18 protein-coding genes, 2 tRNA genes, 3 rRNA genes and 1 other RNA gene are annotated in these 23,751 nt (G+C 52.1%); 23 read left to right on the forward strand and 1 reads right to left on the reverse strand.

All coding sequences use genetic code 11. The features are described 5' to 3' along the window. Positions 1 to 75: 75 nt before the first annotated feature. Both DVH26_RS01505 and DVH26_RS01510 read left to right on the forward strand, forming a co-directional pair. On the forward strand, positions 76 to 2,106 hold the full coding sequence (locus DVH26_RS01505) for a beta-galactosidase (protein ID WP_239630844.1): 2,031 nt from the start codon (positions 76 to 78) through the stop codon (positions 2,104 to 2,106). Positions 2,107 to 2,191: 85 nt separating this feature from the next. Next, a complete protein-coding gene (locus DVH26_RS01510; RefSeq protein ID WP_239630845.1) occupies positions 2,192 to 2,611 on the forward strand; it encodes a YwiB family protein in 420 nt (139 codons plus the stop codon). Between the two features lie 79 nt (positions 2,612 to 2,690). Here DVH26_RS01510 and DVH26_RS01515 read toward each other — a convergent pair whose 3' ends face one another. Beyond that, on the reverse strand, positions 2,691 to 3,854 hold the full coding sequence (locus tag DVH26_RS01515) for a S8 family peptidase (protein ID WP_239630846.1): 1,164 nt from the start codon (positions 3,852 to 3,854) through the stop codon (positions 2,691 to 2,693). A 382-nt stretch (positions 3,855 to 4,236) separates the two neighbouring features. On the opposite strand from DVH26_RS01515, the gene rpoE reads away from it, so the two are divergent. From rpoE to DVH26_RS01620, 21 genes are all read left to right on the forward strand, one after another. Then, complete coding sequence (gene rpoE, locus DVH26_RS01520; RefSeq protein ID WP_239630847.1) at positions 4,237 to 4,818, forward strand: DNA-directed RNA polymerase subunit delta; 582 nt, start codon at positions 4,237 to 4,239, stop codon at positions 4,816 to 4,818. A 255-nt stretch (positions 4,819 to 5,073) separates the two neighbouring features. Then, the gene (locus DVH26_RS01525; RefSeq protein WP_239630848.1) at positions 5,074 to 6,675 is read left to right on the forward strand and encodes a CTP synthase; all 1,602 of its coding nucleotides are present in this window, start codon (positions 5,074 to 5,076) and stop codon (positions 6,673 to 6,675) included. 205 nt (positions 6,676 to 6,880) lie between these two features. Next, positions 6,881 to 7,273 (forward strand): response regulator, encoded by a 393-nt coding sequence (locus DVH26_RS01530; protein WP_239630849.1) that lies wholly within the window; start codon positions 6,881 to 6,883, stop codon positions 7,271 to 7,273. A gap of 201 nt (positions 7,274 to 7,474) precedes the next feature. After that, positions 7,475 to 8,329, forward strand: a complete 855-nt coding sequence (gene fba / locus DVH26_RS01535) for a class II fructose-1,6-bisphosphate aldolase (RefSeq protein ID WP_239630850.1) — start codon at positions 7,475 to 7,477, stop codon at positions 8,327 to 8,329. Between the two features lie 128 nt (positions 8,330 to 8,457). Continuing rightward, the gene (locus DVH26_RS01540; RefSeq protein ID WP_239630851.1) at positions 8,458 to 9,711 is read left to right on the forward strand and encodes a UDP-N-acetylglucosamine 1-carboxyvinyltransferase; all 1,254 of its coding nucleotides are present in this window, start codon (positions 8,458 to 8,460) and stop codon (positions 9,709 to 9,711) included. 140 nt (positions 9,712 to 9,851) lie between these two features. Further along, the gene (rho, locus tag DVH26_RS01545) at positions 9,852 to 11,186 is read left to right on the forward strand and encodes a transcription termination factor Rho (protein ID WP_239630852.1); all 1,335 of its coding nucleotides are present in this window, start codon (positions 9,852 to 9,854) and stop codon (positions 11,184 to 11,186) included. Positions 11,187 to 11,210: 24 nt separating this feature from the next. Continuing rightward, on the forward strand, positions 11,211 to 12,479 hold the full coding sequence (locus DVH26_RS01550) for a radical SAM family protein (RefSeq protein WP_239630853.1): 1,269 nt from the start codon (positions 11,211 to 11,213) through the stop codon (positions 12,477 to 12,479). 86 nt (positions 12,480 to 12,565) lie between these two features. Beyond that, on the forward strand, positions 12,566 to 12,763 hold the full coding sequence (gene rpmE / locus DVH26_RS01555) for a 50S ribosomal protein L31 (protein ID WP_079911082.1): 198 nt from the start codon (positions 12,566 to 12,568) through the stop codon (positions 12,761 to 12,763). Between the two features lie 143 nt (positions 12,764 to 12,906). Continuing rightward, positions 12,907 to 13,290, forward strand: coding sequence for a hypothetical protein (locus DVH26_RS01560; protein WP_239630854.1), 384 nt, complete (start codon positions 12,907 to 12,909; stop codon positions 13,288 to 13,290). A 50-nt stretch (positions 13,291 to 13,340) separates the two neighbouring features. After that, positions 13,341 to 13,604, forward strand: an RNA gene (ffs, locus tag DVH26_RS01565) — signal recognition particle sRNA large type. 162 nt (positions 13,605 to 13,766) lie between these two features. Further along, positions 13,767 to 14,828, forward strand: coding sequence for an ATP-binding protein (locus DVH26_RS01570; RefSeq protein ID WP_239630855.1), 1,062 nt, complete (start codon positions 13,767 to 13,769; stop codon positions 14,826 to 14,828). Between the two features lie 75 nt (positions 14,829 to 14,903). Further along, positions 14,904 to 16,637 carry a DNA polymerase III subunit gamma/tau gene (dnaX, locus tag DVH26_RS01575; protein WP_239630856.1) on the forward strand — a complete coding sequence of 578 codons (1,734 nt, stop codon included), beginning with the start codon at positions 14,904 to 14,906 and terminating at the stop codon, positions 16,635 to 16,637. 18 nt (positions 16,638 to 16,655) lie between these two features. Then, a complete protein-coding gene (locus DVH26_RS01580; RefSeq protein ID WP_079911078.1) occupies positions 16,656 to 16,967 on the forward strand; it encodes a YbaB/EbfC family nucleoid-associated protein in 312 nt (103 codons plus the stop codon). Between the two features lie 49 nt (positions 16,968 to 17,016). Beyond that, a complete protein-coding gene (gene recR / locus DVH26_RS01585) occupies positions 17,017 to 17,613 on the forward strand; it encodes a recombination mediator RecR (RefSeq protein WP_239630857.1) in 597 nt (198 codons plus the stop codon). Positions 17,614 to 17,760: 147 nt separating this feature from the next. Next, positions 17,761 to 18,036 (forward strand): DUF2508 family protein, encoded by a 276-nt coding sequence (locus tag DVH26_RS01590; RefSeq protein WP_239630858.1) that lies wholly within the window; start codon positions 17,761 to 17,763, stop codon positions 18,034 to 18,036. Next, positions 18,036 to 18,305 (forward strand): pro-sigmaK processing inhibitor BofA family protein, encoded by a 270-nt coding sequence (locus tag DVH26_RS01595; protein ID WP_239630859.1) that lies wholly within the window; start codon positions 18,036 to 18,038, stop codon positions 18,303 to 18,305. The genes DVH26_RS01590 and DVH26_RS01595 overlap by 1 nt, the downstream gene beginning before the upstream one ends. Before the next feature lie 242 nt (positions 18,306 to 18,547). Further along, a 16S ribosomal RNA gene (locus DVH26_RS01600) occupies positions 18,548 to 20,080 on the forward strand. 113 nt (positions 20,081 to 20,193) lie between these two features. Next, a 5S ribosomal RNA gene (gene rrf, locus DVH26_RS01605) occupies positions 20,194 to 20,310 on the forward strand. A gap of 46 nt (positions 20,311 to 20,356) precedes the next feature. Continuing rightward, a tRNA-Ile gene (locus tag DVH26_RS01610) sits at positions 20,357 to 20,433 on the forward strand. A 92-nt stretch (positions 20,434 to 20,525) separates the two neighbouring features. Next, positions 20,526 to 20,601: transfer RNA gene (locus tag DVH26_RS01615), tRNA-Ala, on the forward strand. Between the two features lie 175 nt (positions 20,602 to 20,776). After that, positions 20,777 to 23,689 (forward strand): 23S ribosomal RNA (locus DVH26_RS01620). The 16S, 23S and 5S rRNA genes sit together here with 2 tRNA genes alongside, the layout of an rRNA operon. Positions 23,690 to 23,751 lie beyond the last annotated feature (62 nt).

Below are 23,751 nucleotides of genomic sequence, written 5' to 3' on the forward strand. Positions count from 1 at the left end.
CATATGATCGTATTTGAGGTTGTTCCACTGCTTTATTTTATAACCATATTTGCGAATTGGGGAGGATGAATGGTCATGGCTATTTCCAAAAATGTAAAGCTGCCTCATCTGTTCTACGGTGGAGACTATAATCCGGAGCAATGGCCGGAGGAAGTATGGAAGGACGACATGCGCCTGATGAAAAAGGCGGGTGTCAATATCGTCAGCATCGGCATCTTCAGCTGGGCGGCACTGCAGCCCGGGCCGGATAAGTACGATTTCGCCTGGATGGACCGGCTGATGGACTTGCTTGCCGAGAACGGCATTATGGCCGACTTGGCCACGGCCACCGCTTCGCCGCCGGCATGGCTCGCAAGATTGCATCCGGAATCGCTCCCGGTGGACGAGAACGGGGCGCGCTATGCGCAGGGCTCGCGCCAGCACTATTGCCCTAACAGCAAGGCGTTCCGCCTGTACGGGCAGCGGCTCGTCCGCATGCTGGCGGAACGGTACAAGGACCACCCGGCGCTGGCTATGTGGCATATCAACAATGAATATGCGTGCCATATTTCGCGCTGCTTCTGCGACGAGTGTACGCTGGAGTTCCGCAATTGGCTGCAAAAGCGCTACGGCACGCTGGACGAGCTGAACGCGCGCTGGGGCACGAACTTCTGGAGCCAGAAGTATTACGAATGGGAAGAGATCGGCCTGCCGGGCAAAACCCCGACATATGCCAACCCGGGCCAGCAGCTCGATTATATGCGCTTTATGTCCGACAGCCTGCTCGACGCTTATTTGGGCGAGTATCGCATCTTGAGGGAGATCACGCCGGAGCTTCCTATCATGACGAACCTGATGGGCGCGCACAAGCCGCTCGACCAGTTCGAATGGGCCAAGCACATGGATGTTATTACATGGGACAGCTATCCGGAGCCGACGGGCGGCATTCCGGTATTCGCAGCCATGCAGCATGATTTGATGCGCGGCTTGAAGGGCGGCCAGCCGTTTATTTTGATGGAGCAGGTCACGAGCCAGGTGAACTGGCGTCAGCAAAACCCGCTGAAACGCCCGGGCGTTATGCGTTTGTGGAGCTACCAGACGGTCGCGCACGGCGGCGACGGCGTCATGTTCTTCCAGTGGCGCCAATCCAAGGCCGGCGCCGAGAAGTTCCACGGCGCAATGGTGACGCACACCGGCGACGAGAACAGCCGCGTCTACCGCGAGGTGGAGCAGCTCGGGCTGGAGCTTCAGCGGCTGGATGCGCTGATCGAATCGCGCGTGGAAGCACAAGTGGCCATCGTCTTCGATTGGCACAACTGGTGGGCGCTCGAGCTCGATTCCAAGCCGAGCCGCGACGTCCTTTACCTCGAGCAGGTAAAGCAGTATTACAAAGCACTGTTCGAGCATAACGTTGGCGTAGACTTCGTACAGCCTGACGCCGATCTGAGCGGCTATAAGCTGGTGCTCGCTCCGGCGCTGTACATGGTGGCCCCGGGCGTTCAAGCCAACCTGGAATCGTTCGTGCAGGGCGGAGGCACTCTGCTCACGACGTTCTTCAGCGGAATCGTCGACGAGAACGACCGTCTGCATCTAGGCGGCTACCCGGCGCCGCTGCGCAAGGTGCTCGGCATTTGCGTCGAGGAGTTCGACCCGATGCTTCCGGGACAGACGAACGGCATCGCCGTCGAAGGTCTTGGCGAGGCGGATGGACAATACAGCTGCAGCCTGTGGGCGGATTTGATCAAGCTGGAGGGAGCGAGATCGCTTGCGAGCTTCACCTCCGACTTCTTCGCCGGATCTCCGGCCGTAACGGAACATGCGTTCGGTAAAGGCAGAGCGTACTATGTCGGCACTCAAGCGGAAGCCGCATTTACGAAGAGCCTGATCGGCCGCATCTTGGCCGATTTGGAGCTGCAGGCGCCGCTGCAGGCGCCGGAGGGCGTAGAGCTTACCGTACGCCGGGCGGCGGACGGAGAGCGCTATGTATTCGCGCTCAATCACAACGCCGCAGCGGCGCAGCTTACGCTGCCGGAGGGCGCGTACACCGATCTGCTGAGCGGCTCCAGCTTCAACGGCTCGCTGGAGCTTGCGGCTAACGGTGTCGTCATTTTGCAGCGCCAAGGATAATCGGCCGATCTGCTTATCCATACCCGGGGATTGAAATTGCCCGCTCCGTTCGGTACACTGTAGCGAGTAACAGGAGGTGCGGAGCATGAAGAAACCGGTGCACGTAAGTATCGAAAGCTTCGCCGACGGACAGCGTATCCGCCAGAATGCGGCGGGAGACTTGTACCGGAAGGGCGACCATTATTATGTGCGGTATGACGAGGCGGACCCGGAGATGAAGGGCACCGTCACGACCATCAAGCTCGAGCAGGACCGGATCCGGCTCGTTCGAAGCGGGACCGTCCGGTCTGAGCTTGTATTTGCCACTGGCCGGGAATGCAGCGGCTCATACGAAACCCCGCAGGGGGTTTTGCAGCTGCAGACAATGACCCGCTCGATAACGTCCGAGCTGATAGACGGGTTGGGCATCGTAGACTGGACCTACGATCTGCTTGTTGCGGGAGAGAAGACGGGAGAGTTCCGCCTTCGGTTGACGATTGCGGAGCTGCCCGCCGCGTCCTCCTAATTCAAAAAAAGAAACCGCCTGGGACTTAAGGTTCCAGGCGGTTTTTCGTATGGGCTTGCACCCGTAGAGCCGATAGGCGTTATTTGACAGCGCCGACCGCCCTCAAGGCATGAATTTCTTTGATTCCCATGCCCGATTTGCTTGCTTTCATAATCAGGCGGGCATTTTTTTGGATGATGGCTTTCACCTGCATCGGCTTTAACCCCGGCTTCCGTGCCAGCATAAGCGCGATGACGCCGGTTACGTGCGACGTCGCCATCGAGGTGCCGCTCAGCTCGTTATATTTGCCGCGCAGCCATGTCGAATACACTTTTTCGCCGGGAGCATAGATGTCGATTTTTCTGCTCGTATTACTGAAGGGAGCAATGTATCCGCGGCGTGTCGTCGCTCCCACGGCTATGACCTGGGGCAGCCGGGCCGGGTAATCGATGCCTGCTTTGTTGCCTTCGTTACCTGACGAGGCTACGACGATGACACCTGAGTCAAAGGCGTTGCGGACGGCCGATTCCAGCGCTTTGCTGTATGTTTTCATTCCGAAGCTCATGTTGATAATATGAAACTGGTTTTTCACGCACCAATCGATGCCGCTAATAATATCGGACACAAAGGCGCTGCCTTGGTGGTCGAACGCTTTGACCGGGTGGATCATCGCTTGCGGGGCTACTCCGATGATTCCGCGCTGCCGGCTGGATGCGGCTATCGTTCCTGCAATATGCGTGCCGTGACCGTTGTCGTCGCTCGGGAGCAGAAACCGGTTCAGCAGATTGATGCCGTAGGACAGGCAATGGCGCAAGTCGGGATGCGAATAATCCGCTCCGGTGTCGATAACGCCGATATGAATGCGGTCTCCTTTCGATTTGCTCCATACTTGCGGCGCACGGATATGTTTGATCCCCCAAGGAATGTTCGGCGTCTTCTCTCTGGATGCTTTACCGCCGATCGGCTGGGTGACCTGGACTGCTTTGGATGCATGAACGCTCATTCGCGTATCCGGTTCAATGGAATGGACAAAAGGAACATCGGAGAGGAGGCCGGGAGTTTGCAGTGTACAGGAGATGGCGTTGATGATGGCTAAGGGCTGTACATCCTGCAGAACGGTCCATGTGGACATCATGCGCTTGATTTGCTCAATGCATGCCGAATATTGTTTTGAATCGGTGAATCGGATGATGTGCTTGCAGTCGGCGTTCTCCGACCCCTTCATCGCTTTATGAAGCCATTTTACGAATGTGGATGGTTTCACGGCTGATCGTCCCCCCCATACTTCGGCCTCTGTAGTCAACAGTTTCTTTATCGTATGTAGAGGGACTTCCTGCGGCATGTGCACATAACCTTTATAAAAATAATTGGGTCGGAACCCGTGTCATACGGGAAACTTGAACATAGGATAAATAGAGAGAATGAAGCGATTCTCTTCGGTGTTCATAAGGGTTGGGGGTGTTGTTCTTCGTCCCCCACGGATACAGTCAAAGGGCAGGGGAACTTATAGTTCCCCCGCCTCTTTCTTTTTTGGCCGGAAGGGTAGACTGCTAGTTGCTTTTTTACATAAAATAAGGTTTACTAAATGAGTATAATGGATATTCTTAGTTAGGACTCTTGTAAAATGTTCGAAGGGATGTGCTTGGATGAGTGCACAGTACACTCTCAAGGTCAATGCGGAGCAAGCCAAAGAAATGCCGATGGTGGACCTTGCATTTGAATTGTTAAAAGCGGCCAATACGCCTTTTTATTATCGGGATCTGATGGCGGAAATCGCCAAAATTAAAGGCCTTTCTGAAGACGATGTTATGAACGTAATCGCTCAACTATATACAGAGATCAACATCGACGGCCGGTTCGCCTGCGTCGGCACCAATCTGTGGGGCTTGAAGCGGTGGTATCCTGTGGAGAAATCCGAAGATGCCGTCGGCAGCGGCAAGCGTCCTCGCATTATCAACGACGAAGACGACGATATGGATGACGAGGATTTGTTCGCCGAGGAAGAAGATACTTTTGCCGAGGAAGAAGACTACGACTCCTTCGACAAAGTGCGTGACGAGGACGACTTCGAAGCGGAAGAAGAAGCCGAGGAAGAAACGGAATTCTTCGAGGAAGACGAAGCGGAAGAAGAGCTTGAGGATGCCGAGCTTGGCGAAGAATCCGACGAAGAATTGGATGAAGAGGCGGAAGAAGATTTCGACGAAGAAGAGGATGACGACGATAAGTAAATCTGATCGTCCACTTTACTTGACAGCGAACATCGATCAGAGTAAACTATTTTTTGGGCTTTTGAAACGTTCGTATCATGACGTATGTCTTGACTATAAAGTGCCCCGCGCAAGTCGGGGGACTTTTTTCTTTTTTATGGGAGTTTTTGGCATGCAGCCCGGCGGATCGTGATGTGTTTATCGCCGAAGTTGCTTACCTTCCGTTTATGGGAACTGATTTCGCGCAATACTATTTATTATTGGAGGGTACTAGACATGACCAAGTATATTTTCGTCACGGGGGGCGTCGTTTCCTCATTAGGCAAAGGGATTACGGCAGCATCGCTCGGAAGGCTCCTGAAGAACCGGGGCTTGAAAGTTACCATTCAAAAATTCGACCCTTATATTAACGTGGACCCGGGAACGATGAGCCCTTATCAGCACGGGGAAGTTTTTGTTACCGACGACGGTGCGGAAACCGACCTCGACTTGGGCCATTACGAGCGGTTTATCGATATTAACCTGTCCAAGAACAGCAATGTAACGACAGGCAAAATCTATTCTTCCGTCATTACGAAAGAACGCCGCGGCGAATATTTGGGCGGTACCGTTCAGGTTATTCCACACATTACGAATGAAATCAAGGACCGTGTATTCCGTGCCGGACGTGAAGCGCAATCCGACGTAGTCATTACCGAAATCGGCGGTACGGTTGGCGATATCGAGAGCTTGCCGTTCATCGAGGCGATCCGTCAAATCAAGAGCGACATCGGCCGCGAGAACGTAATGTACATTCACGTGACGCTGATTCCTTATTTGAAAGCGGCCGGCGAAGTCAAGACGAAGCCGACGCAGCACAGCGTGAAGGAGCTTCGCAGCATCGGCATTCAGCCTCATGTTGTCGTATGCCGCACGGAGCACCCGCTATCCGAGGACATGAAGCGCAAGCTGGCTCTGTTCTGCGATATCGACGAGAAGGCGGTTGTAGAATGTCTGGATGCGGACACTTTGTATGAGGTTCCGATGATGCTTCGCGAGCAAGGCCTCGACGACATCGTGGTGAACCATTTGAAGCTGACGACGAACGAGCCGAACATGACGGAATGGGAAAGCCTCGTGCAGCGCGTCAAGTCGTTGAAGCATACAACCGAAATCGCTATTGTCGGCAAATACGTGGCGCTTCATGACGCATACTTGAGTATTGTCGAAGCGTTGGGCCATGCAGGAATCGACAGCAATACGGAAATCAAGATCCGCTGGGTTAACGCGGAGGAAGTATACGACCACAATGTGGCCGAGCTGTTGAAGGGAGTGCAGGGCGTCCTCGTTCCGGGCGGCTTCGGCGATCGCGGCATCGAAGGAAAAGTGGCGGCCATCCGCTATGCCCGCGAGAACAACGTTCCGTTCTTCGGCATTTGCCTCGGTATGCAGGTTGCCGTTGTCGAGTATGCGCGTTCCGTGCTGAAGCTCGAGGGCGCGAACAGCTCCGAGATCAATCCGACGACGCCGTATCCGGTTATCGATCTGCTTCCGGAGCAAAAGGATATCGAAGACCTGGGCGGCACGATGCGTCTCGGCTTGTATCCTTGCAAATTGACGGAAGGCTCGCTTGCTATGCGCTGCTATGACGACGAGCTCGTATACGAGAGACACCGTCACCGTTATGAGTTCAACAACCAGTACCGCGACGCGCTGGAAGCGGCCGGGCTGAAAATCACCGGTACTTCCCCGGACGGACGTCTGGTTGAAATTATCGAGTGTCCGGACCACCCTTGGTTCCTGGCGGTGCAATTCCATCCGGAATTCACGTCTCGCCCTAACCGTCCGCAAGCGTTGTTCAAGCATTTCGTACAAGCGGCATTTCAAATGAAAAATTAGTCATAGATCACAATCCGACAGCATATTTGATAATCAACACCATGTGCGCTCGTTCTTCACAAACTCCTTTTTTTGTAAACTTTTCAACTTTTCCGCAAATCGAAGCAGGATATTCGCTATTCGTATCGAATTAATCTTGTTAGGACAGTATGGACAGGACGGAAATCCGACAAACATATGATAGCGGAACGAGGAGGTTACCGTATTGAAGAAGAAGCTGCTCATAGTTGATGATCAGAACGGTATTCGAATCTTGTTGATGGAAGTGTTCAGCAGCGAAGGGTATGAAACGTACCAAGCGTCGAACGGAAAGCTGGCTCTGGAAATTGTCAGAACCGCTTCTCCCGATCTTGTTCTGCTGGATATGAAAATTCCCGGCATGGACGGTCTCGACATCCTGAAGCACATTAAGAGCATTGACCCTTCCATCAAAGTAATCATGATGACTGCGTACGGCGAGTTGGATATGATTAAGGAAGCGACGGACCTGGGAGCGATCATGCATTTCACCAAGCCATTCGATATTGACGAGCTTCGTCACGCTGTCAACAATCAATTGAGACTTACAGGCAACAGTTCATACGCAGTGGGATCCTGATATTCAGGGTCTCTTTTTTTTGCTCTGATTTCATGGAAGAAACACTCTATTTTTCTAGCGGAACCATTTTCTGTACAATGAAAAAAGCTGGGGGCTTGGTTATCATTTCATGCTTTATATGATATAATAACCCAGTATGACACAAGAGCGGTCTTCGCACTTAACTCGGTCACTATACAGAACACTAGGAGGAAGAGACACATGCCATTGGTTTCAATGAACGAATTTTTGCCTAAGGCAAAAGCGAACAAGTACGCGGTGGGTCAATTCAACATGAACAACCTTGAATTTGCCCAAGCTATCGTCGAAGCGGCGGAGGAATTGAAATCTCCTTTCATTTACGGCGTAAGTGAAGGAGCGTTAAAGTATATGGGTATCGAATTTACGGTTGCCATTGCTGAAGCGGCTGCTAAGAAATCCGGCCTGCCTATCGCATTGCACCTGGACCATGGAAGCAGCTTTGAAGTAGCGATGAAATGTATCCGCGCAGGCTTCAGCTCCGTTATGTTCGACGGCTCCCACTACTCTTTCGAGGAAAACATCCGTTTGACTAAAGAAGTAGTTAAAGCGGCACACGCAATGGGCGTATCCGTAGAGGGCGAGCTTGGAACTATCGGCGGCGTGGAAGACGATATCAGCGTTGACGAAGAGAATGCAAGCTTGGCTAAACCGGAAGAAGCGATTCGTTTCTACGAGGAAACCGGCGTTGACTGCCTGGCGATTGCTGTAGGTACGGCGCACGGCATGTATGCAGGCGAGCCTAACATCCGCTTCGATATTATCGAGAAAGTATCCAGCGCGATTCCGGTACCTGTAGTTCTTCACGGCGGATCCGGCGTGCCTGACGAAATGATCAGAAAGTCCATTGCAGCAGGGGTTGGCAAAATCAACGTCAATACGGAAAACCAAGTAGCATGTACCGAAACTATTCGCGAAGTGCTGAACAAAGACGCAAAAGTGTACGATCCTCGTAAATACCTCACTCCTGCCCGCAAAGCCATGATTGAAGTAGTTAAATCCAAAATTCAATTGTTCGGAAGCTCCAACCAAGCTTAAGTGTGTTGTTCGGGAAATGCATCGCAAGATGCGTTTCCCTTCATATTGTTTTTTCGATTCATCCTGAATTTAGGTTGATTTCATCTGTTTAGCGCTTTAAAGCAGTCATGTGGGAGGAAGAGGGACGAATGGAGAAATTGATGGTCGCCGGAGGGCGTCCACTGCGTGGGACGGTTCAAATAAGCGGCGCCAAAAACAGCGCGATCGCTTTGATCCCGGCCGCTATATTATCGGAGACGACGGTAACCTTGGATAATTTGCCGATATTGAGCGATGTAGCCATTTATACCGAATTGTTGGAGGAGCTTGGAGCGACAGTCGAATGGAAAGAGGATCAGATGATCATCGATCCGGGCGCGCTGCGGTCGAAGCCGATGCCTAACGGCAATGTCAAGAAGTTGAGAGCTTCCTATTATTTGATGGGAGCGCTGCTTGGAAGATTTGGAGAGGCAACGATCGGATTGCCTGGCGGCTGTAATTTTGAACCGCGTCCGATCGATCAGCATATTAAAGGTTTTGAAGCGCTGGGTGCGCGTGTAAGCACGGAGAACGGTGCCTTACATATACAAGCCAAGGAACTTCGCGGTGCTAAGATTTATCTGGATGTCGTTAGCGTAGGAGCAACTATTAATATTATGTTGGCAGCTTCTCGCGCCAAAGGTGTTACTTTGATTGAAAATGCGGCCAAAGAGCCTGAAATTATAGATGTAGCAACATTATTGAACTCCATGGGGGCCAAAATAAAAGGCGCAGGTACGGAAACGATCCGTATCGAAGGCGTGGATTCTTTGCATGGCTGCCGCCATTCTATTATTCCGGACCGGATTCAAGCCGGCACTTATATGATAGCTGCTGCGGCAACGCGCGGCGATGTAATAGTAGACAACGTCATTCCAAAGCATATGGAGGCTTTGACAGCCAAGCTGCAGGAAATGGGCGTTCATATTTATGAAATGGACGAATCGATTCGTGTCGTCGGACAGCCGTTTTATGAGAGTGTAGATGTCAAAGCGCTCGTGTATCCGGGCTTCGCTACCGATTTGCAGTCGCCGATGGCGAGCTTGTTAACGCAAACCAAAGGTGTAAGCATCCTGACCGATTACGTTTACAGCAACCGTTTCAAGCATATTCCCGAGCTTGTGCGAATGGGTGCGCGGGTTAAGGTGGAGGGGCGTTCCGCCGTCATCGAGGGAAGCATCTTAAGCGCTGCCAAAGTAAAGGCGACGGATTTGCGCGCCGGCGCAGCTCTCGTCATCGCGGGCTTGACGGTCGTCGACGGAGTCACCGAAATCAGCGGAGTGGAGTATATCGACCGGGGCTATGACCGCTTGGTCGCGAATCTATCAGAATTGGGCGCAGAGGTTTGGCGCAAGCAAGAGTAGGCCCGTATAGGCGGTTCCTTTTTGGGTAATGCTAGAAGTTGTTATGACGATAACGGATAGAACAAACTCTCATTCGATACAAAAATGCTAGAGTATATTTCAAAAGCCTTGAAAATATAATAGTTTGGTGGTTGGAAATTATGGATATGCATCTAGCACAACTAGAGGCACTGAAGTTGACGGAATTGTACCAATTGGCCAAAAAGCATCAAATTCCTTATTACGGCCAATTGAAAAAGAAAGAGCTTATTTTTGCCATTTTACGGGCGCAGGCTGAGAAGGGCGGACTTATGTTCATGCAGGGCGTCCTGGAAATTCTCCAGGATGGCTTCGGCTTCCTGAGGCCGATTAACTACTTGCCGAGCTCCGAGGACATTTATATTTCGGCATCCCAGATTCGCAAATTCGATTTGCGCTCGGGTGACCTGGTTTCGGGGAAATGCCGGCCGCCTAAGGAGAACGAGCGGTATTTCGGACTGCTTCATGTAGAGGCCGTGAATGGAGAAGATCCCGTAACGGCTGCGGAACGGCTGCACTTCCCGGCTTTGACTCCTCTTTATCCGCAGAAGAAATTGGTATTGGAAACATCCCCTACGCACTATTCCACACGTCTTATGGATTTATTGGCTCCCGTAGGATTAGGACAACGCGGCTTGATCGTTGCTCCGCCAAAAGCAGGTAAAACGCTGCTGCTCAAGGAAATCGCCAACAGCATCTCGACGAATCATCCGGATATTGAGCTGTTCGTTCTGCTGATCGACGAGAGACCGGAGGAAGTAACGGACATGCAGCGGTCGGTAAAAGGCGAAGTCGTAGCTTCGACCTTTGACGAGCTTCCGGAAAATCATATCAAGGTCGCCGAGCTGGTTCTGGAGCGGGCTCAGCGTCTTGTCGAACATAAGAAGGATGTCGTTATTCTGATGGACAGCATCACTCGTCTGGCGCGCGCATACAACCTGGTCGTGCCGCCGACAGGACGTACATTGTCCGGGGGTATCGACCCGGGAGCGTTCCATCGTCCGAAACGTTTCTTCGGGGCGGCGCGCAATATTGAGGAAGGCGGCAGCCTGACGATTTTGGCTACGGCGCTTATTGAAACCGGTTCTCGTATGGATGATGTGATTTACGAGGAGTTCAAGGGGACGGGCAATTTGGAGCTTCATTTGGACCGCAAGCTGGCGGAACGCAGGATTTTCCCGGCGATCGACATTCGCCGTTCCGGTACGCGCCGAGAGGAAATGCTCTTGACCAAAGAAGAGCTGGATAAAGTATGGGCGATCCGCAAAGGGATGAACGACTCTCACGAATATTTGGAAGCCTTCCTTAAGAAGCTTGCCGACTCCAAGACGAATCAGGAGTTTTTGGATATGCTGGAGAAAAACGGCGGCGGGAACTCGGGCGGCGGCCAGAGCTCATCGGCGTCTGCATCCTCCTCGTCCTCTTCCTCCAAGAGAGTGAAAAACTCCGCGTCGTAATTCAACTAGATAGGAGCTTTGACCATGAATCTGCTATATGCCGACCGCGACGGGAACGTGTTCGATCATCCCGATTATACAGCGCTCGGCCGCAATGGAGATATGATAACGGACATTATGGAGGAGGAGCTGATTCCGCTGCCGGAAGGGGCGACGCTCGTCAGCCTGCCTTATACAAGACCTGTCGGAATCAACTCGGAAACCGGCGAGATGGAGGTGGTTCCGGGCGATGTCACCGCGGTTGGTGCGCTGCTGCCGCAAGGCTTCACCCGTCTTCTGATCCCCGGGTACGTGAAGTCCGACAAAACGCAGCTGCTTCCGCTCTTCGGCTATACGGCCGCCGTCTGGAAGGACGGACGGTTTTACGTCGCCGCTCACCAGAGCGATGACCCCGAGCGCTGGAATCCGCGCAACTGCGATCCGGACGAGCTGGAGGTGCAGGTCAAGCACTTGCTGGACAAATACAGCGATAATCGGCTGTATCAGCATTTGTCCAATTGCGCCCTCGGGTACGAATGTCTGACGGCGTCGAACACGTTCTTAAACCGGTGGGAGGGAGCGGTTCCCGTATCGTTCTCCTGTAACGCGGGCTGCTTCGGCTGTATTTCCGAACAGCCGGACGACAGCGGGTTTCCTGCTCCGCAGACCCGGATGAATTTCAAACCGACCGTGGACGAAGTAGTTCAGGTCATGCTGGAGCATTTGCAGACGCCGGACAGCATTATCAGCTTCGGCCAAGGCTGCGAAGGGGAACCTTCGACACAGGCTCCGATCATCATTGAGGCTATGCGCAGAGTCAGACAGCAAACGAGCATGGGCTTCATCAACATTAATACGAACGCCGGATTGTCGGATCATATCCGGGGGATTGTGGACGCCGGACTGGATCTGATGCGTGTCAGCACGATCAGCGCATTGGACGATCATTACAACGCCTATTACAAGCCCCGCGGCTACACGTTGAAGAACGTGGAGAAATCGCTTCGGTATGCAGCTGATAAGGGAGTATACACTTCCATTAATTACTTGATCTTTCCGGGCGTAACGGACCGGGAGGAAGAGATCGAGGCGATGATCGAGTTTGCGCGGCGGACCGACTTGAAGCTGATTCAGCTCCGCAATCTGAACATCGACCCCGAGAGCTACTTGAACCTGATTCCCAAACCGCAAGGCGAGCTGCTCGGCATGAAGCAAATGCTGGAAATATTCCGCGAGGAGCTTCCCGGCGTTGTTTTGGGCTCGTATACTCATACTCCAGAGGATTTGATCAGGCTCAAAAACAGCTTGCGTTGACTATAGGCAACATGCTATAATGCTCGCATGTGTGTATTTAATAACTCTGATTCACATGGTGTTTCAGGGCAAAAGAGGTGAAAGCAATGAAAGAAGCAATCCATCCTACGTACCATAACACAACGGTTACTTGCGCTTGCGGCAATACGTTTGAGACTGGCTCCATCAAGCAAAACCTGCGCGTGGAGATTTGTTCCGCTTGCCACCCGTTCTTTACCGGTAAACAAAAATTCGTTGATGCCGGCGGTCGCGTTGATAAATTTAAAAAGAAATACGGCATCTAATCGATTGCCGGTTTCCAGACGTTTTACAGCATAAACAAGCCTCCTGTGGCTATCCTAAGAACAAAGTTGCAGCCTGAATCGGTTAACCGGTACAAGCTCAGCAACCAGGCTTCTTAGTATGGCTTGCAGGAGGTGTTTTTGTTATGAAAGCCAAAATTGCTTTGCTGCTTCTGCTTACTGCTTCTGCGGCTTGCATGGGGACGGCATGCCAGAAGCAGGATGGAATCAAAGCCAAATCGTATTCCCGGGACGGGTTGCTGGGACTATCCGACGTAAATCCGAATATGCCCATGAGTCCGACGTACCATAATTACAGGGCCGATACGCAGCTGATGAAGGACACTCTTCAGCCGATACCGAACATTACCGGCTCGACCATCAACATGAATGGGCCAATCGCAACGGTTCGCATCAAAGTACGGCCGGATTTGACGGACGAACAGGTGGCCGCCGTTCAGAAGGAAGCTTCCGAGAAGCTAACGCATGCAATGCCTCGCTATACCGTTAAAGTATCCGTATCGCGGTAATTATTGTTATAGGTTGATATTTGTCCTGTTATCGTCTATACTTATCTTTGCCGTGCTAGACGGGGAGGTAGCGGTGCCCTGTAACCCGCAATCCGCTATAGCGGGGTTGAACGCCTATTCGCGGTATTGCGATGTAAGGCTTGGGTTTTAGAATCGGTGTTGAGAGTCGGGTCCTCCGCAATGGATGCATGTGAATCTGGTCAGGTCCGGAAGGAAGCAGCCATAAGCATGAGTTTCCATGTGCCGGAGGGTGGCCTAACTTGAGCCGAGACTAAAAATTCCACTTGGATCGTAATATCAAGGTAGGTGCACGGTATTATTTTTTACTTGAGAATGGACGCGCGAACACTGTCGATCGAGCCGCAGAAGGCCGAAAGACGGTGTTTTTTTGCGTTTAGAGAAGGAAAATGAAAAATTTAGGAGAATTGTATACTAAAGTTAACTAGGACAAGTCAGGGTATTTAGGAGGTGGCACGTTGCAGCGGGGGTTGAATTTGCTACAGCAATTCGCCGGAACTTTTATCAAGGATGTCAATCTGGGAGTTATTCTCATAGATACGGATTTTAAATTGATTGATATCAGTGACATGGCGTGCCGAGTGCTCGGTCTGGTAAAAAAGGATGTACTTGAGAAGCCGCTGGACTACATTTTTGCGACGCTTCCGGCAGAGCATCAAATGGTGCAGCGCAGCATTTTGGACGGAGTGGTAGTGCGTAATCATGCTTTATCGTGGACGAACAACGAGGAACGTTACGAGCTTCTGCTCGATTCGAACGTGCTGCGCGATGACGACCATCAAATTGCAGGCGCATACATCATATTCAAAGATGTAACCAATCTTCGTTCTCTGGAGGAGCAGGTGCAGAGAAGCGACCGTCTGGCCATGATCGGACAGATCGCGGCGGGAACAGCACATGAAATCCGCAATCCTTTGACTTCGATCAAGGGGTTTCTTCAGGTGCTTCGTAAAACGCTTTCGGAGCAAGGACTGGAGCGGGAATGCGGTTATACGGACGTCATGCTGACGGAGATGAACCGGATCAACGAGCTGGTCAATGAGTTTTTGCTGCTCAGCAAGCCCAAGAACGTATCGTATACCTCTGTCCATTTATCCCAAGTGGTAAGAGATATTTTGCCTATAATAAATAATGAAGCGATTCTACATGGGGTCATCGTACAATGCGAGCTTTCAGACCAATTGCCTATGGTGATAGCAGATAGGGAGATGTTGAAGCAGGTATTTTTGAACATATGCAAAAATGGCATCGAAGCCATGGGCGACGGAGGCCGGTTGACCATAACGGAAAGGGTGGACCCTGAGGAGCGAAAAGTAAATATCGAAATTCATGACACGGGACCTGGTATCCCGCTGTTTGTCATTGATAAAATATTCGACCCGTTTTTTACAACGAAGGAAGAAGGAACCGGACTGGGCCTATCGATATGCCAGCGGATTATCCATGATATCGGCGGACATATCCGTGTCTCCTCGAAAGGCTTCGGCACGACCTTCACACTGAGCATTCCGTTTCCATGAAGATGGAGGGCACTTCATTTCAACCATACATCTGTAGTATAATAGACTGGATAAACAATGGTTGGAGAGGAAGCTATGGCACATATCGCATTATACCGAGCGTGGAGACCGCAGGCATTCCGGGAAATCGTAGGTCAAAAGCACATCGTCCAAACCTTGCAAAACTCGCTTCGCGAAGGCCGCTTTACTCATGCCTATTTGTTTAACGGTCCGCGGGGAACGGGGAAGACGACGGCTGCGAAAATATTGGCTAAAGCCGTCAACTGCTTGAACGGTCCGTCTGAGGAGCCGTGCAACGAGTGCGCCAATTGCATTCGCATCACGGAAGGCGCCGTTATGGATGTAGTAGAGATCGATGCGGCTTCCAATCGGGGCGTTGAAGAGATCCGCGATATTCGCGACAAGGTTAAATACGCTCCTACCGAGGTTCGGCACAAGGTGTACATCATTGACGAGGTGCACATGCTGACGACCGAGGCGTTTAACGCTTTGCTGAAGACGTTGGAGGAGCCTCCTGCCCACGTCATGTTTATATTGGCGACTACCGAGCCGCACCGAATTCCGGCAACGATCATTTCCCGTTGTCAGCGCTTTGATTTCCGGCGTGTATCGCTGGATGAGCAGGTTGAGCGCCTGCAGCAAGTGTGCCGGGAGGAACAGATCGAGGCTGAGGACGACGCGGTACGGCTCATAGCGAGATTGTCTGACGGAGGCATGCGCGATGCGCTTAGCTTGCTGGATCAGATTCGGGCTTTCTCCGACAAAAGAATCACTTACGAGGACGTTGTGTCCATTACCGGCGGGATGGCGGGGGAACAGTTCGAGAAGCTTGTACATGCGATTAAACGCAGAGATGTCGGCACCGTATTGAAGCTGATCGATGACTTCATGCAGGAAGGCAAGAGCGCTGACAAGTGCATGGAGAGCTTGTTGTACTATTTCCGCGACTTGCTCATGGTCAAAATGGTTCCGGGCTCCCAGGCCGTAACGGATCGGATTATCGATATCCGGCCGTTTGCCGAGGTGGCCGAATCGTTCACCGTGCAAGAGCTGATCTCGATGATGGATACGTTGAACTATTATCAGACGGAAATGAAATATTCCGTGCAGCCTCAAACGCTGCTTGAAGTTGCCATGATGAAGCTGTGCAGCTCCCCTGAAGGGGAACGGGCGGCTGCCGTGAGTACAAGGGCTGCGGATGCTGCGCCGGACGGACTTGTATCCCAGCTGACCGGGCGTATTCAGCGGCTGGAGGAGCAGATAGCCCAGCTTCTTAAGCAGGGAGTAGCTCCGGCTACTTCTTCGAGTACAGGTCACGGAGGAAGCTCCAGAGCGCCGGCGGTTCCCGTTGCGATCAAGAAGATCGAGAAGCTGGAAGGCTATTTGTCCGTGAAGGATAGCGACGAGACGAGGGCTGCCATGCAGCGCTGGAGTCAGGTGCTGGGCCGGGTCAAGGAGCAGAAGATTACGATCCATGCCTGGCTTGTGGACGGCGAGCCGGTATCTGTGTACGACGGCGCGCTGCTTGTTGCTTTCAAAAGCTCCATGCACCGGGAAACCACCGAGAAGCCGGCGAACAAGCAGCTTATCGAGCAGGTGATGAACGAGGTGCTGGGCAAGCCGCTTCGATTGATCACGATCATGATGAGAGATTGGAAGGCGGCGGCAGATCAATCCGTATCTGTCGAGAGCAAGAAGGAAGAGCTCAAGCTCGTTCCCGAGGATGAGCCGTCTGCTGCGAAGGAAGAATGGATTCACGAGGCTATCCAAATGTTTGGCGAAGATTTGGTGAAAATAAAAGAAGATTGATTACGAGGAGTGTTTACAATGAACAACATGAACCAAATGATGAAGCAAGTGAAAAAAATGCAGGAGCAAATGCTGAAGACGCAAGAGGAGCTTGCGCAAAAAACGATCGAAGGTACAGCCGGCGGCGGCGTAGTTACCGTTACCGTTAACGGTCAAAAGAAAGTAACCGGTATCGTCATCAAGCCTGAAGCGGTTGATCCGGATGATGTAGAAATGCTGCAGGATCTTGTTTTGACTGCTATCAACGATGCAATGAATAAGGCTGAAGAGATGGCTAATAAAGAAATGTCCCGCTTGACCGGCGGCATGAACATTCCTGGACTGTTCTAATAGAAACGCGAAAGTCTGGTTGAAATTCAAAGTGTAAGGAGCTACTTCCTTGTTTTATCCCGAACCGTTAGCGAAACTGATCGATGCCTTCTCCCGCCTTCCCGGTATCGGGCCTAAGACGGCGGCGCGGCTTGCTTTTCATGTGCTGCGAATGAAGGAAGATGATTGTATCGATTTTGCCAAAGCGTTGGTCAATGTAAAACGGAATTTGCACTACTGTTCCGTATGCTGCAACATTACCGATACGGATCCATGCCGAATATGCCAGGACAAGAGCCGGGATCATTCCGTGATTTGCGTCGTACAGGAACCGAAGGATCTTGTGGCTATGGAGAGAACCAAAGAATTTAATGGCTACTATCATGTGCTTCACGGCGCTATCTCGCCAATGGAGGGCATAGGGCCTGATGAAATACGTATTGCCGATTTGCTCAAACGGCTGTCCGACGAGCGGGTACAGGAGCTTATTCTAGCTACGAATCCGAACATTGAAGGGGAAGCTACAGCTATGTACTTGTCCCGGCTCGTGAGGCCGTTTGGATTGAAAGTGACCCGTATTGCCCACGGGCTTCCGGTTGGCGGAGATCTAGAGTATGCAGATGAGGTAACGCTGACCAAAGCTCTGGAGGGCAGAAGGGAATTATAGTAATGGTTCTAACAAGAGTCGTGCGTGAAACATTCGTTGTTTCCTGCACGATTCTTTTTTTTGCGCTTCAGCCCCTGGCGAGAGTTCTATTAAAGCGAAATGGAAGATATATATAGCGTATAGGACAAACTTCAGGAGGGGACTTGAATGAAGTTATGGCACAGGTTGACGGGAGCGCATCGGAAGCAGCAGGAGTTATTGAAGAATGAGGGGCTGCAGCTGTTGATGGAAATCGAAAAGGCCCACAGCGAGTGGGTCAATGCACAGCAGCGGCTGGACTATGTAATAGAGAAGGAGCAAATCGACTACGCGGTGTATGCGATGGAAGCGGCGGAGAAGCGGTTCGAAATGCTGATCAAGCAAGCGAAAACGATGAACCTGTCGGCCATAGACGTGTACCGGGGGAGGGCAATGGGAGGCTGATGATTAAACAATACATATTATGGGGCGTATTGATTGGATCCGGTGTTCTTCTCTTATTTACTCTGTTTCGTCAAAAAAGCGCCTTCCAGTGGATAGGGTATTTTTGCTTGCAGGTTGCTTTTGCAGCGTTTTTGTTATATATTTTAAATCTGTTCGGGCCATATACTCGTCTGGAAGTGCCGCTGAATGCAGCGACGGTCGGTACGGTAAGTGTCCTGGGCGTGCCCGGTTTGCTAATGCTTATCGCCCTGAAATTGTGGGTGATTTGATGTATGCCACAGCAATCCAAAGATTATTTCAAAAAAAACTTGCAATAGTGGGCTGATATGTGGTATATTAAAAAAGTCGCCGCTAAAAGCACTGAGAAATAGGGTGCGAAGGTGATGAACGGAAATGATTGTCCTTTGAAAACTGAACAACGAGTGAGTGTTAAATAGAGAATGCAAATTCTCGCTAGCATTGAATTTTGAGCTTAAGACAAGCTCTGTTATACGGTCGCTTCGGCGGCACTTTAATGGAGAGTTTGATCCTGGCTCAGGACGAACGCTGGCGGCGTGCCTAATACATGCAAGTCGAGCGGTCCCTTCGGGGATAGCGGCGGACGGGTGAGTAACACGTAGGCAACCTGGCTGCAAGACCGGGATAACTATCGGAAACGATAGCTAAGACCGGATAGCTGGTTTCCTCGCATGAGGGAATCATGAAACACGGGGCAACCTGTGGCTTGCAGATGGGCCTGCGGCGCATTAGCTAGTTGGTAGGGTAACGGCCTACCAAGGCGACGATGCGTAGCCGACCTGAGAGGGTGATCGGCCACACTGGGACTGAGACACGGCCCAGACTCCTACGGGAGGCAGCAGTAGGGAATCTTCCGCAATGGACGCAAGTCTGACGGAGCAACGCCGCGTGAGTGATGAAGGTTTTCGGATCGTAAAGCTCTGTTGCCAGGGAAGAACGCCATGGGGAGTAACTGCCCTGTGGGTGACGGTACCTGAGAAGAAAGCCCCGGCTAACTACGTGCCAGCAGCCGCGGTAATACGTAGGGGGCAAGCGTTGTCCGGAATTATTGGGCGTAAAGCGCGCGCAGGCGGTCATTTAAGTTTGGTGTTTAAGCCCGGGGCTCAACCCCGGATCGCACTGAAAACTGGATGACTTGAGTGCGGGAGAGGAAAGTGGAATTCCACGTGTAGCGGTGAAATGCGTAGAGATGTGGAGGAACACCAGTGGCGAAGGCGACTTTCTGGACCGTAACTGACGCTGAGGCGCGAAAGCGTGGGGAGCAAACAGGATTAGATACCCTGGTAGTCCACGCCGTAAACGATGAGTGCTAGGTGTTAGGGGTTTCGATACCCTTGGTGCCGAAGTAAACACAGTAAGCACTCCGCCTGGGGAGTACGCTCGCAAGAGTGAAACTCAAAGGAATTGACGGGGACCCGCACAAGCAGTGGAGTATGTGGTTTAATTCGAAGCAACGCGAAGAACCTTACCAGGTCTTGACATCTGGGTGAAACGTCTAGAGATAGACGCCCTCTTCGGAGCACCCAAGACAGGTGGTGCATGGTTGTCGTCAGCTCGTGTCGTGAGATGTTGGGTTAAGTCCCGCAACGAGCGCAACCCTTGACTTTAGTTGCCAGCATTAAGTTGGGCACTCTAGAGTGACTGCCGGTGACAAACCGGAGGAAGGCGGGGATGACGTCAAATCATCATGCCCCTTATGACCTGGGCTACACACGTACTACAATGGCCGGTACAACGGGAAGCGAAGCCGCGAGGTGGAGCCAATCTTTAGAAGCCGGTCTCAGTTCGGATTGCAGGCTGCAACTCGCCTGCATGAAGTCGGAATTGCTAGTAATCGCGGATCAGCATGCCGCGGTGAATACGTTCCCGGGTCTTGTACACACCGCCCGTCACACCACGAGAGTTTACAACACCCGAAGTCGGTGGGGTAACCGCAAGGAGCCAGCCGCCGAAGGTGGGGTAGATGATTGGGGTGAAGTCGTAACAAGGTAGCCGTATCGGAAGGTGCGGCTGGATCACCTCCTTTCTATGGAGTCCATGATGGCTGTAGGTCATCGGACATTAAGCAGCTTCGGTTGCACAAACTAGCACTCTCCTCGTTGTTCAGTTTTGAGAGGACAAAGATCTTCTCGCAATTCGTTTGGTGATGATGGCGGAAGGGAACCACGCGTACCCATACCGAACACGACCGTTAAGCCTTCCAGCGTCGATGGTACTTGGACCGAAGGGTCCTGGGAGAGTAGAACGTCGCCAAGCGAACCCACCTTGAGTGGGTTTTTATTTTGACCATAAATCTATATATGGGCCCTTAGCTCAGCTGGTTAGAGCGCACCCCTGATAAGGGTGAGGTCGGTGGTTCGAGTCCACTAGGGCCCACCATAACAAATTACCCTAAGAAGTGAAGAAGGCCTTTGAAGTGTAATCCGATTACTTTCGGGGACCCCGAAATTATGTGGGGGAAATAACATTATGGGGCCATAGCTCAGCTGGGAGAGCGCCTGCCTTGCAAGCAGGAGGTCAGCGGTTCGATCCCGCTTGGCTCCACCAAAACCACTTAAAAAAATACTTGCTTTTATGTAGGTGTTTGTGGTAAGATAATATTTGTCGCTGTTGAAGATGAGCGACATGAAACACTGCTGACAACTGGCAACAGTTGCAGACTTGTTCCTTGAAAACTAGATATGTAAATGAATTGCGTAGAGCAAACAAAGTGTATTAGCAAGGTTAAGCTAATAAGAGCACACGGAGGATGCCTAGGCACTAGGAGCCGAAGAAGGACGTGGCGAACGACGATATCGCCTCGGGGAGCCGTAAGCAGGCATTGATCCGGGGATGTCCGAATGGGGGAACCCAGCTGAGGTAATTCTCAGTTACTCACATCCGAATACATAGGGTGTGCAGAGGCATACGAGGGGAACTGAAACATCTAAGTACCCTCAGGAGAAGAAAACAAAAGTGATTCCGTCAGTAGCGGCGAGCGAAAGCGGAACAGCCCAAACCAGGGGGCTTGCCCTCTGGGGTTGTGGGACGTCAATGTGCGAAAAGTTGGTTAGGCGAAGCAGTCTGGAAAGGCTCACCATAGGGGGTAACAGTCCTGTAGCTAAAAACCAACGTATCGCTAGACGGATCCCGAGTACCGCGAGACACGTGAAACCTCGTGGGAAGCAGGCAGGACCATCTGCCAAGGCTAAATACTCCCTAGTGACCGATAGTGAAGCAGTACCGTGAGGGAAAGGTGAAAAGAACCGCGGGAGCGGAGTGAAATAGAACCTGAAACCGTGTGCTTACAAGAAGTCAGAGCCCGTTAACGGGTGATGGCGTGCCTTTTGTAGAATGAACCGGCGAGTTACGTTCCCGTGCAAGGTTAAGGTGAGAAGCCGAAGCCGCAGCGAAAGCGAGTCTGAATAGGGCGAATGAGTACGTGGGCGTAGACCCGAAACCGTGTGATCTACCCCTGTCCAGGGTGAAGGTGCGGTAACACGCACTGGAGGCCCGAACCCACGAATGTTGAAAAATTCGGGGATGAGGTGGGGGTAGCGGAGAAATTCCAATCGAACTCGGAGATAGCTGGTTCTCCCCGAAATAGCTTTAGGGCTAGCCTCGGGAGATGAGTAGTGGAGGTAAAGCACTGATTGGGTGCGGGGCCCGCCAAGGGTTACCAAGTCCAGTCAAACTCTGAATGCCACATACTTTATCCCGGGAGTCAGACAGTGAGTGCTAAGATCCATTGTCAAGAGGGAAACAGCCCAGACCATCAGCTAAGGTCCCCAAGTGTGTGTTAAGTGGGAAAGGATGTGGAGTTGCGCAGACAACCAGGATGTTGGCTTAGAAGCAGCCACCATTGAAAGAGTGCGTAATAGCTCACTGGTCGAGTGACTCTGCGCCGAAAATGTAACGGGGCTAAACACGCCACCGAAGCTATGGATGCAGAAATGCGTGGTAGGGGAGCGTTGTGTATACGTTGAAGGTGTACCGTAAGGAGCGCTGGAGAGTACACAAGTGAGAATGCCGGTATGAGTAACGAAAAGACAAGTGAGAATCTTGTCCGCCGAAAGCCTAAGGGTTCCTGAGGAAGGCTCGTCCGCTCAGGGTAAGTCGGGACCTAAGGCGAGGCCGAAAGGCGTAGTCGAAGGACAACAGGTTGATATTCCTGTACCACCGTGAACCGTTATGAGCAATGGGGTGACGCAGAAGGATAGTGACGCGGGCTGATGGATGCCCGTCCAAGCAGAGAGGCTGATGTGTAGGCAAATCCGCACATCGTAAGGCTGGTCTGTGATGGGGAGTGAAAATTACAGTAGCGAAGGTCATGAGTTCAGGCTGCCAAGAAAAGCCTCTAGCCAGGGAGAAGGTGCCCGTACCGCAAACCGACACAGGTAGGCGAGCAGAGCATGCTAAGGCGCGCGGAAGAACTCTCGTTAAGGAACTCGGCAAAATGACCCCGTAACTTCGGGAGAAGGGGTGCCTCGGTAGGGTGAATAGCCCGAGGGGGCCGCAGTGAAAAGGCCCAAGCGACTGTTTAGCAAAAACACAGGTCTGTGCGAAGCCGCAAGGCGAAGTATACGGGCTGACGCCTGCCCGGTGCTGGAAGGTTAAGGGGAGTGGTTAGGGGTAACCCGAAGCTATGAACCGAAGCCCCAGTAAACGGCGGCCGTAACTATAACGGTCCTAAGGTAGCGAAATTCCTTGTCAGGTAAATTCTGACCCGCACGAATGGCGTAACGACTTGGGCGCTGTCTCAACGAGAGATCCGGTGAAATTTTAATACCTGTGAAGATGCAGGTTACCCGCGACAAGACGGAAAGACCCCATGGAGCTTTACTGCAGCTTGATATTGGACTTTGGTACGATCTGTACAGGATAGGTGGGAGCCTGAGAAGCATGAGCGCCAGCTTGTGTGGAGGCGACGTTGGGATACCACCCTGATCGTATCGGAGTTCTAACCCGCGGCCGTGATCCGGTCGGGGAACAGTGTCAGGTGGGCAGTTTGACTGGGGCGGTCGCCTCCTAAAAAGTAACGGAGGCGCCCCAAGGTTCCCTCAGAATGGTTGGAAATCATTCGAAGAGTGCAAAGGCATAAGGGAGCTTGACTGCGAGACAAACAGGTCGAGCAGGGACGAAAGTCGGGCTTAGTGATCCGGTGGTACCGAATGGAAGGGCCATCGCTCAACGGATAAAAGCTACCCTGGGGATAACAGGCTTATCTCCCCCAAGAGTCCACATCGACGGGGAGGTTTGGCACCTCGATGTCGGCTCATCGCATCCTGGGGCTGAAGTAGGTCCCAAGGGTTGGGCTGTTCGCCCATTAAAGCGGTACGCGAGCTGGGTTCAGAACGTCGTGAGACAGTTCGGTCCCTATCTGTCGTGGGCGTAGGAAATTTGAGAGGAGCTGTCCTTAGTACGAGAGGACCGGGATGGACGTACCGCTGGTGTACCAGTTGTTCCGCCAGGAGCACGGCTGGATAGCTACGTACGGACGGGATAAGCGCTGAAAGCATCTAAGCGTGAAGCCCCCCTCAAGATGAGATTTCCCAGTATGTAAGACCCCTTGAAGACGACGAGGTAGATAGGTTCGGGGTGGAAGCACGGCAACGTGTGGAGCTGACGAATACTAATCGGTCGAGGGCTTATCCAATGATCTGCCATACGAAGTATGGTCAGAGATGCAGTACACTTGCTCATTACACGCATCGTTTC

Source organism: Paenibacillus sp. H1-7 (assembly GCF_022354825.1).
Lineage (GTDB): Bacteria > Bacillota > Bacilli > Paenibacillales > NBRC-103111 > Paenibacillus_S.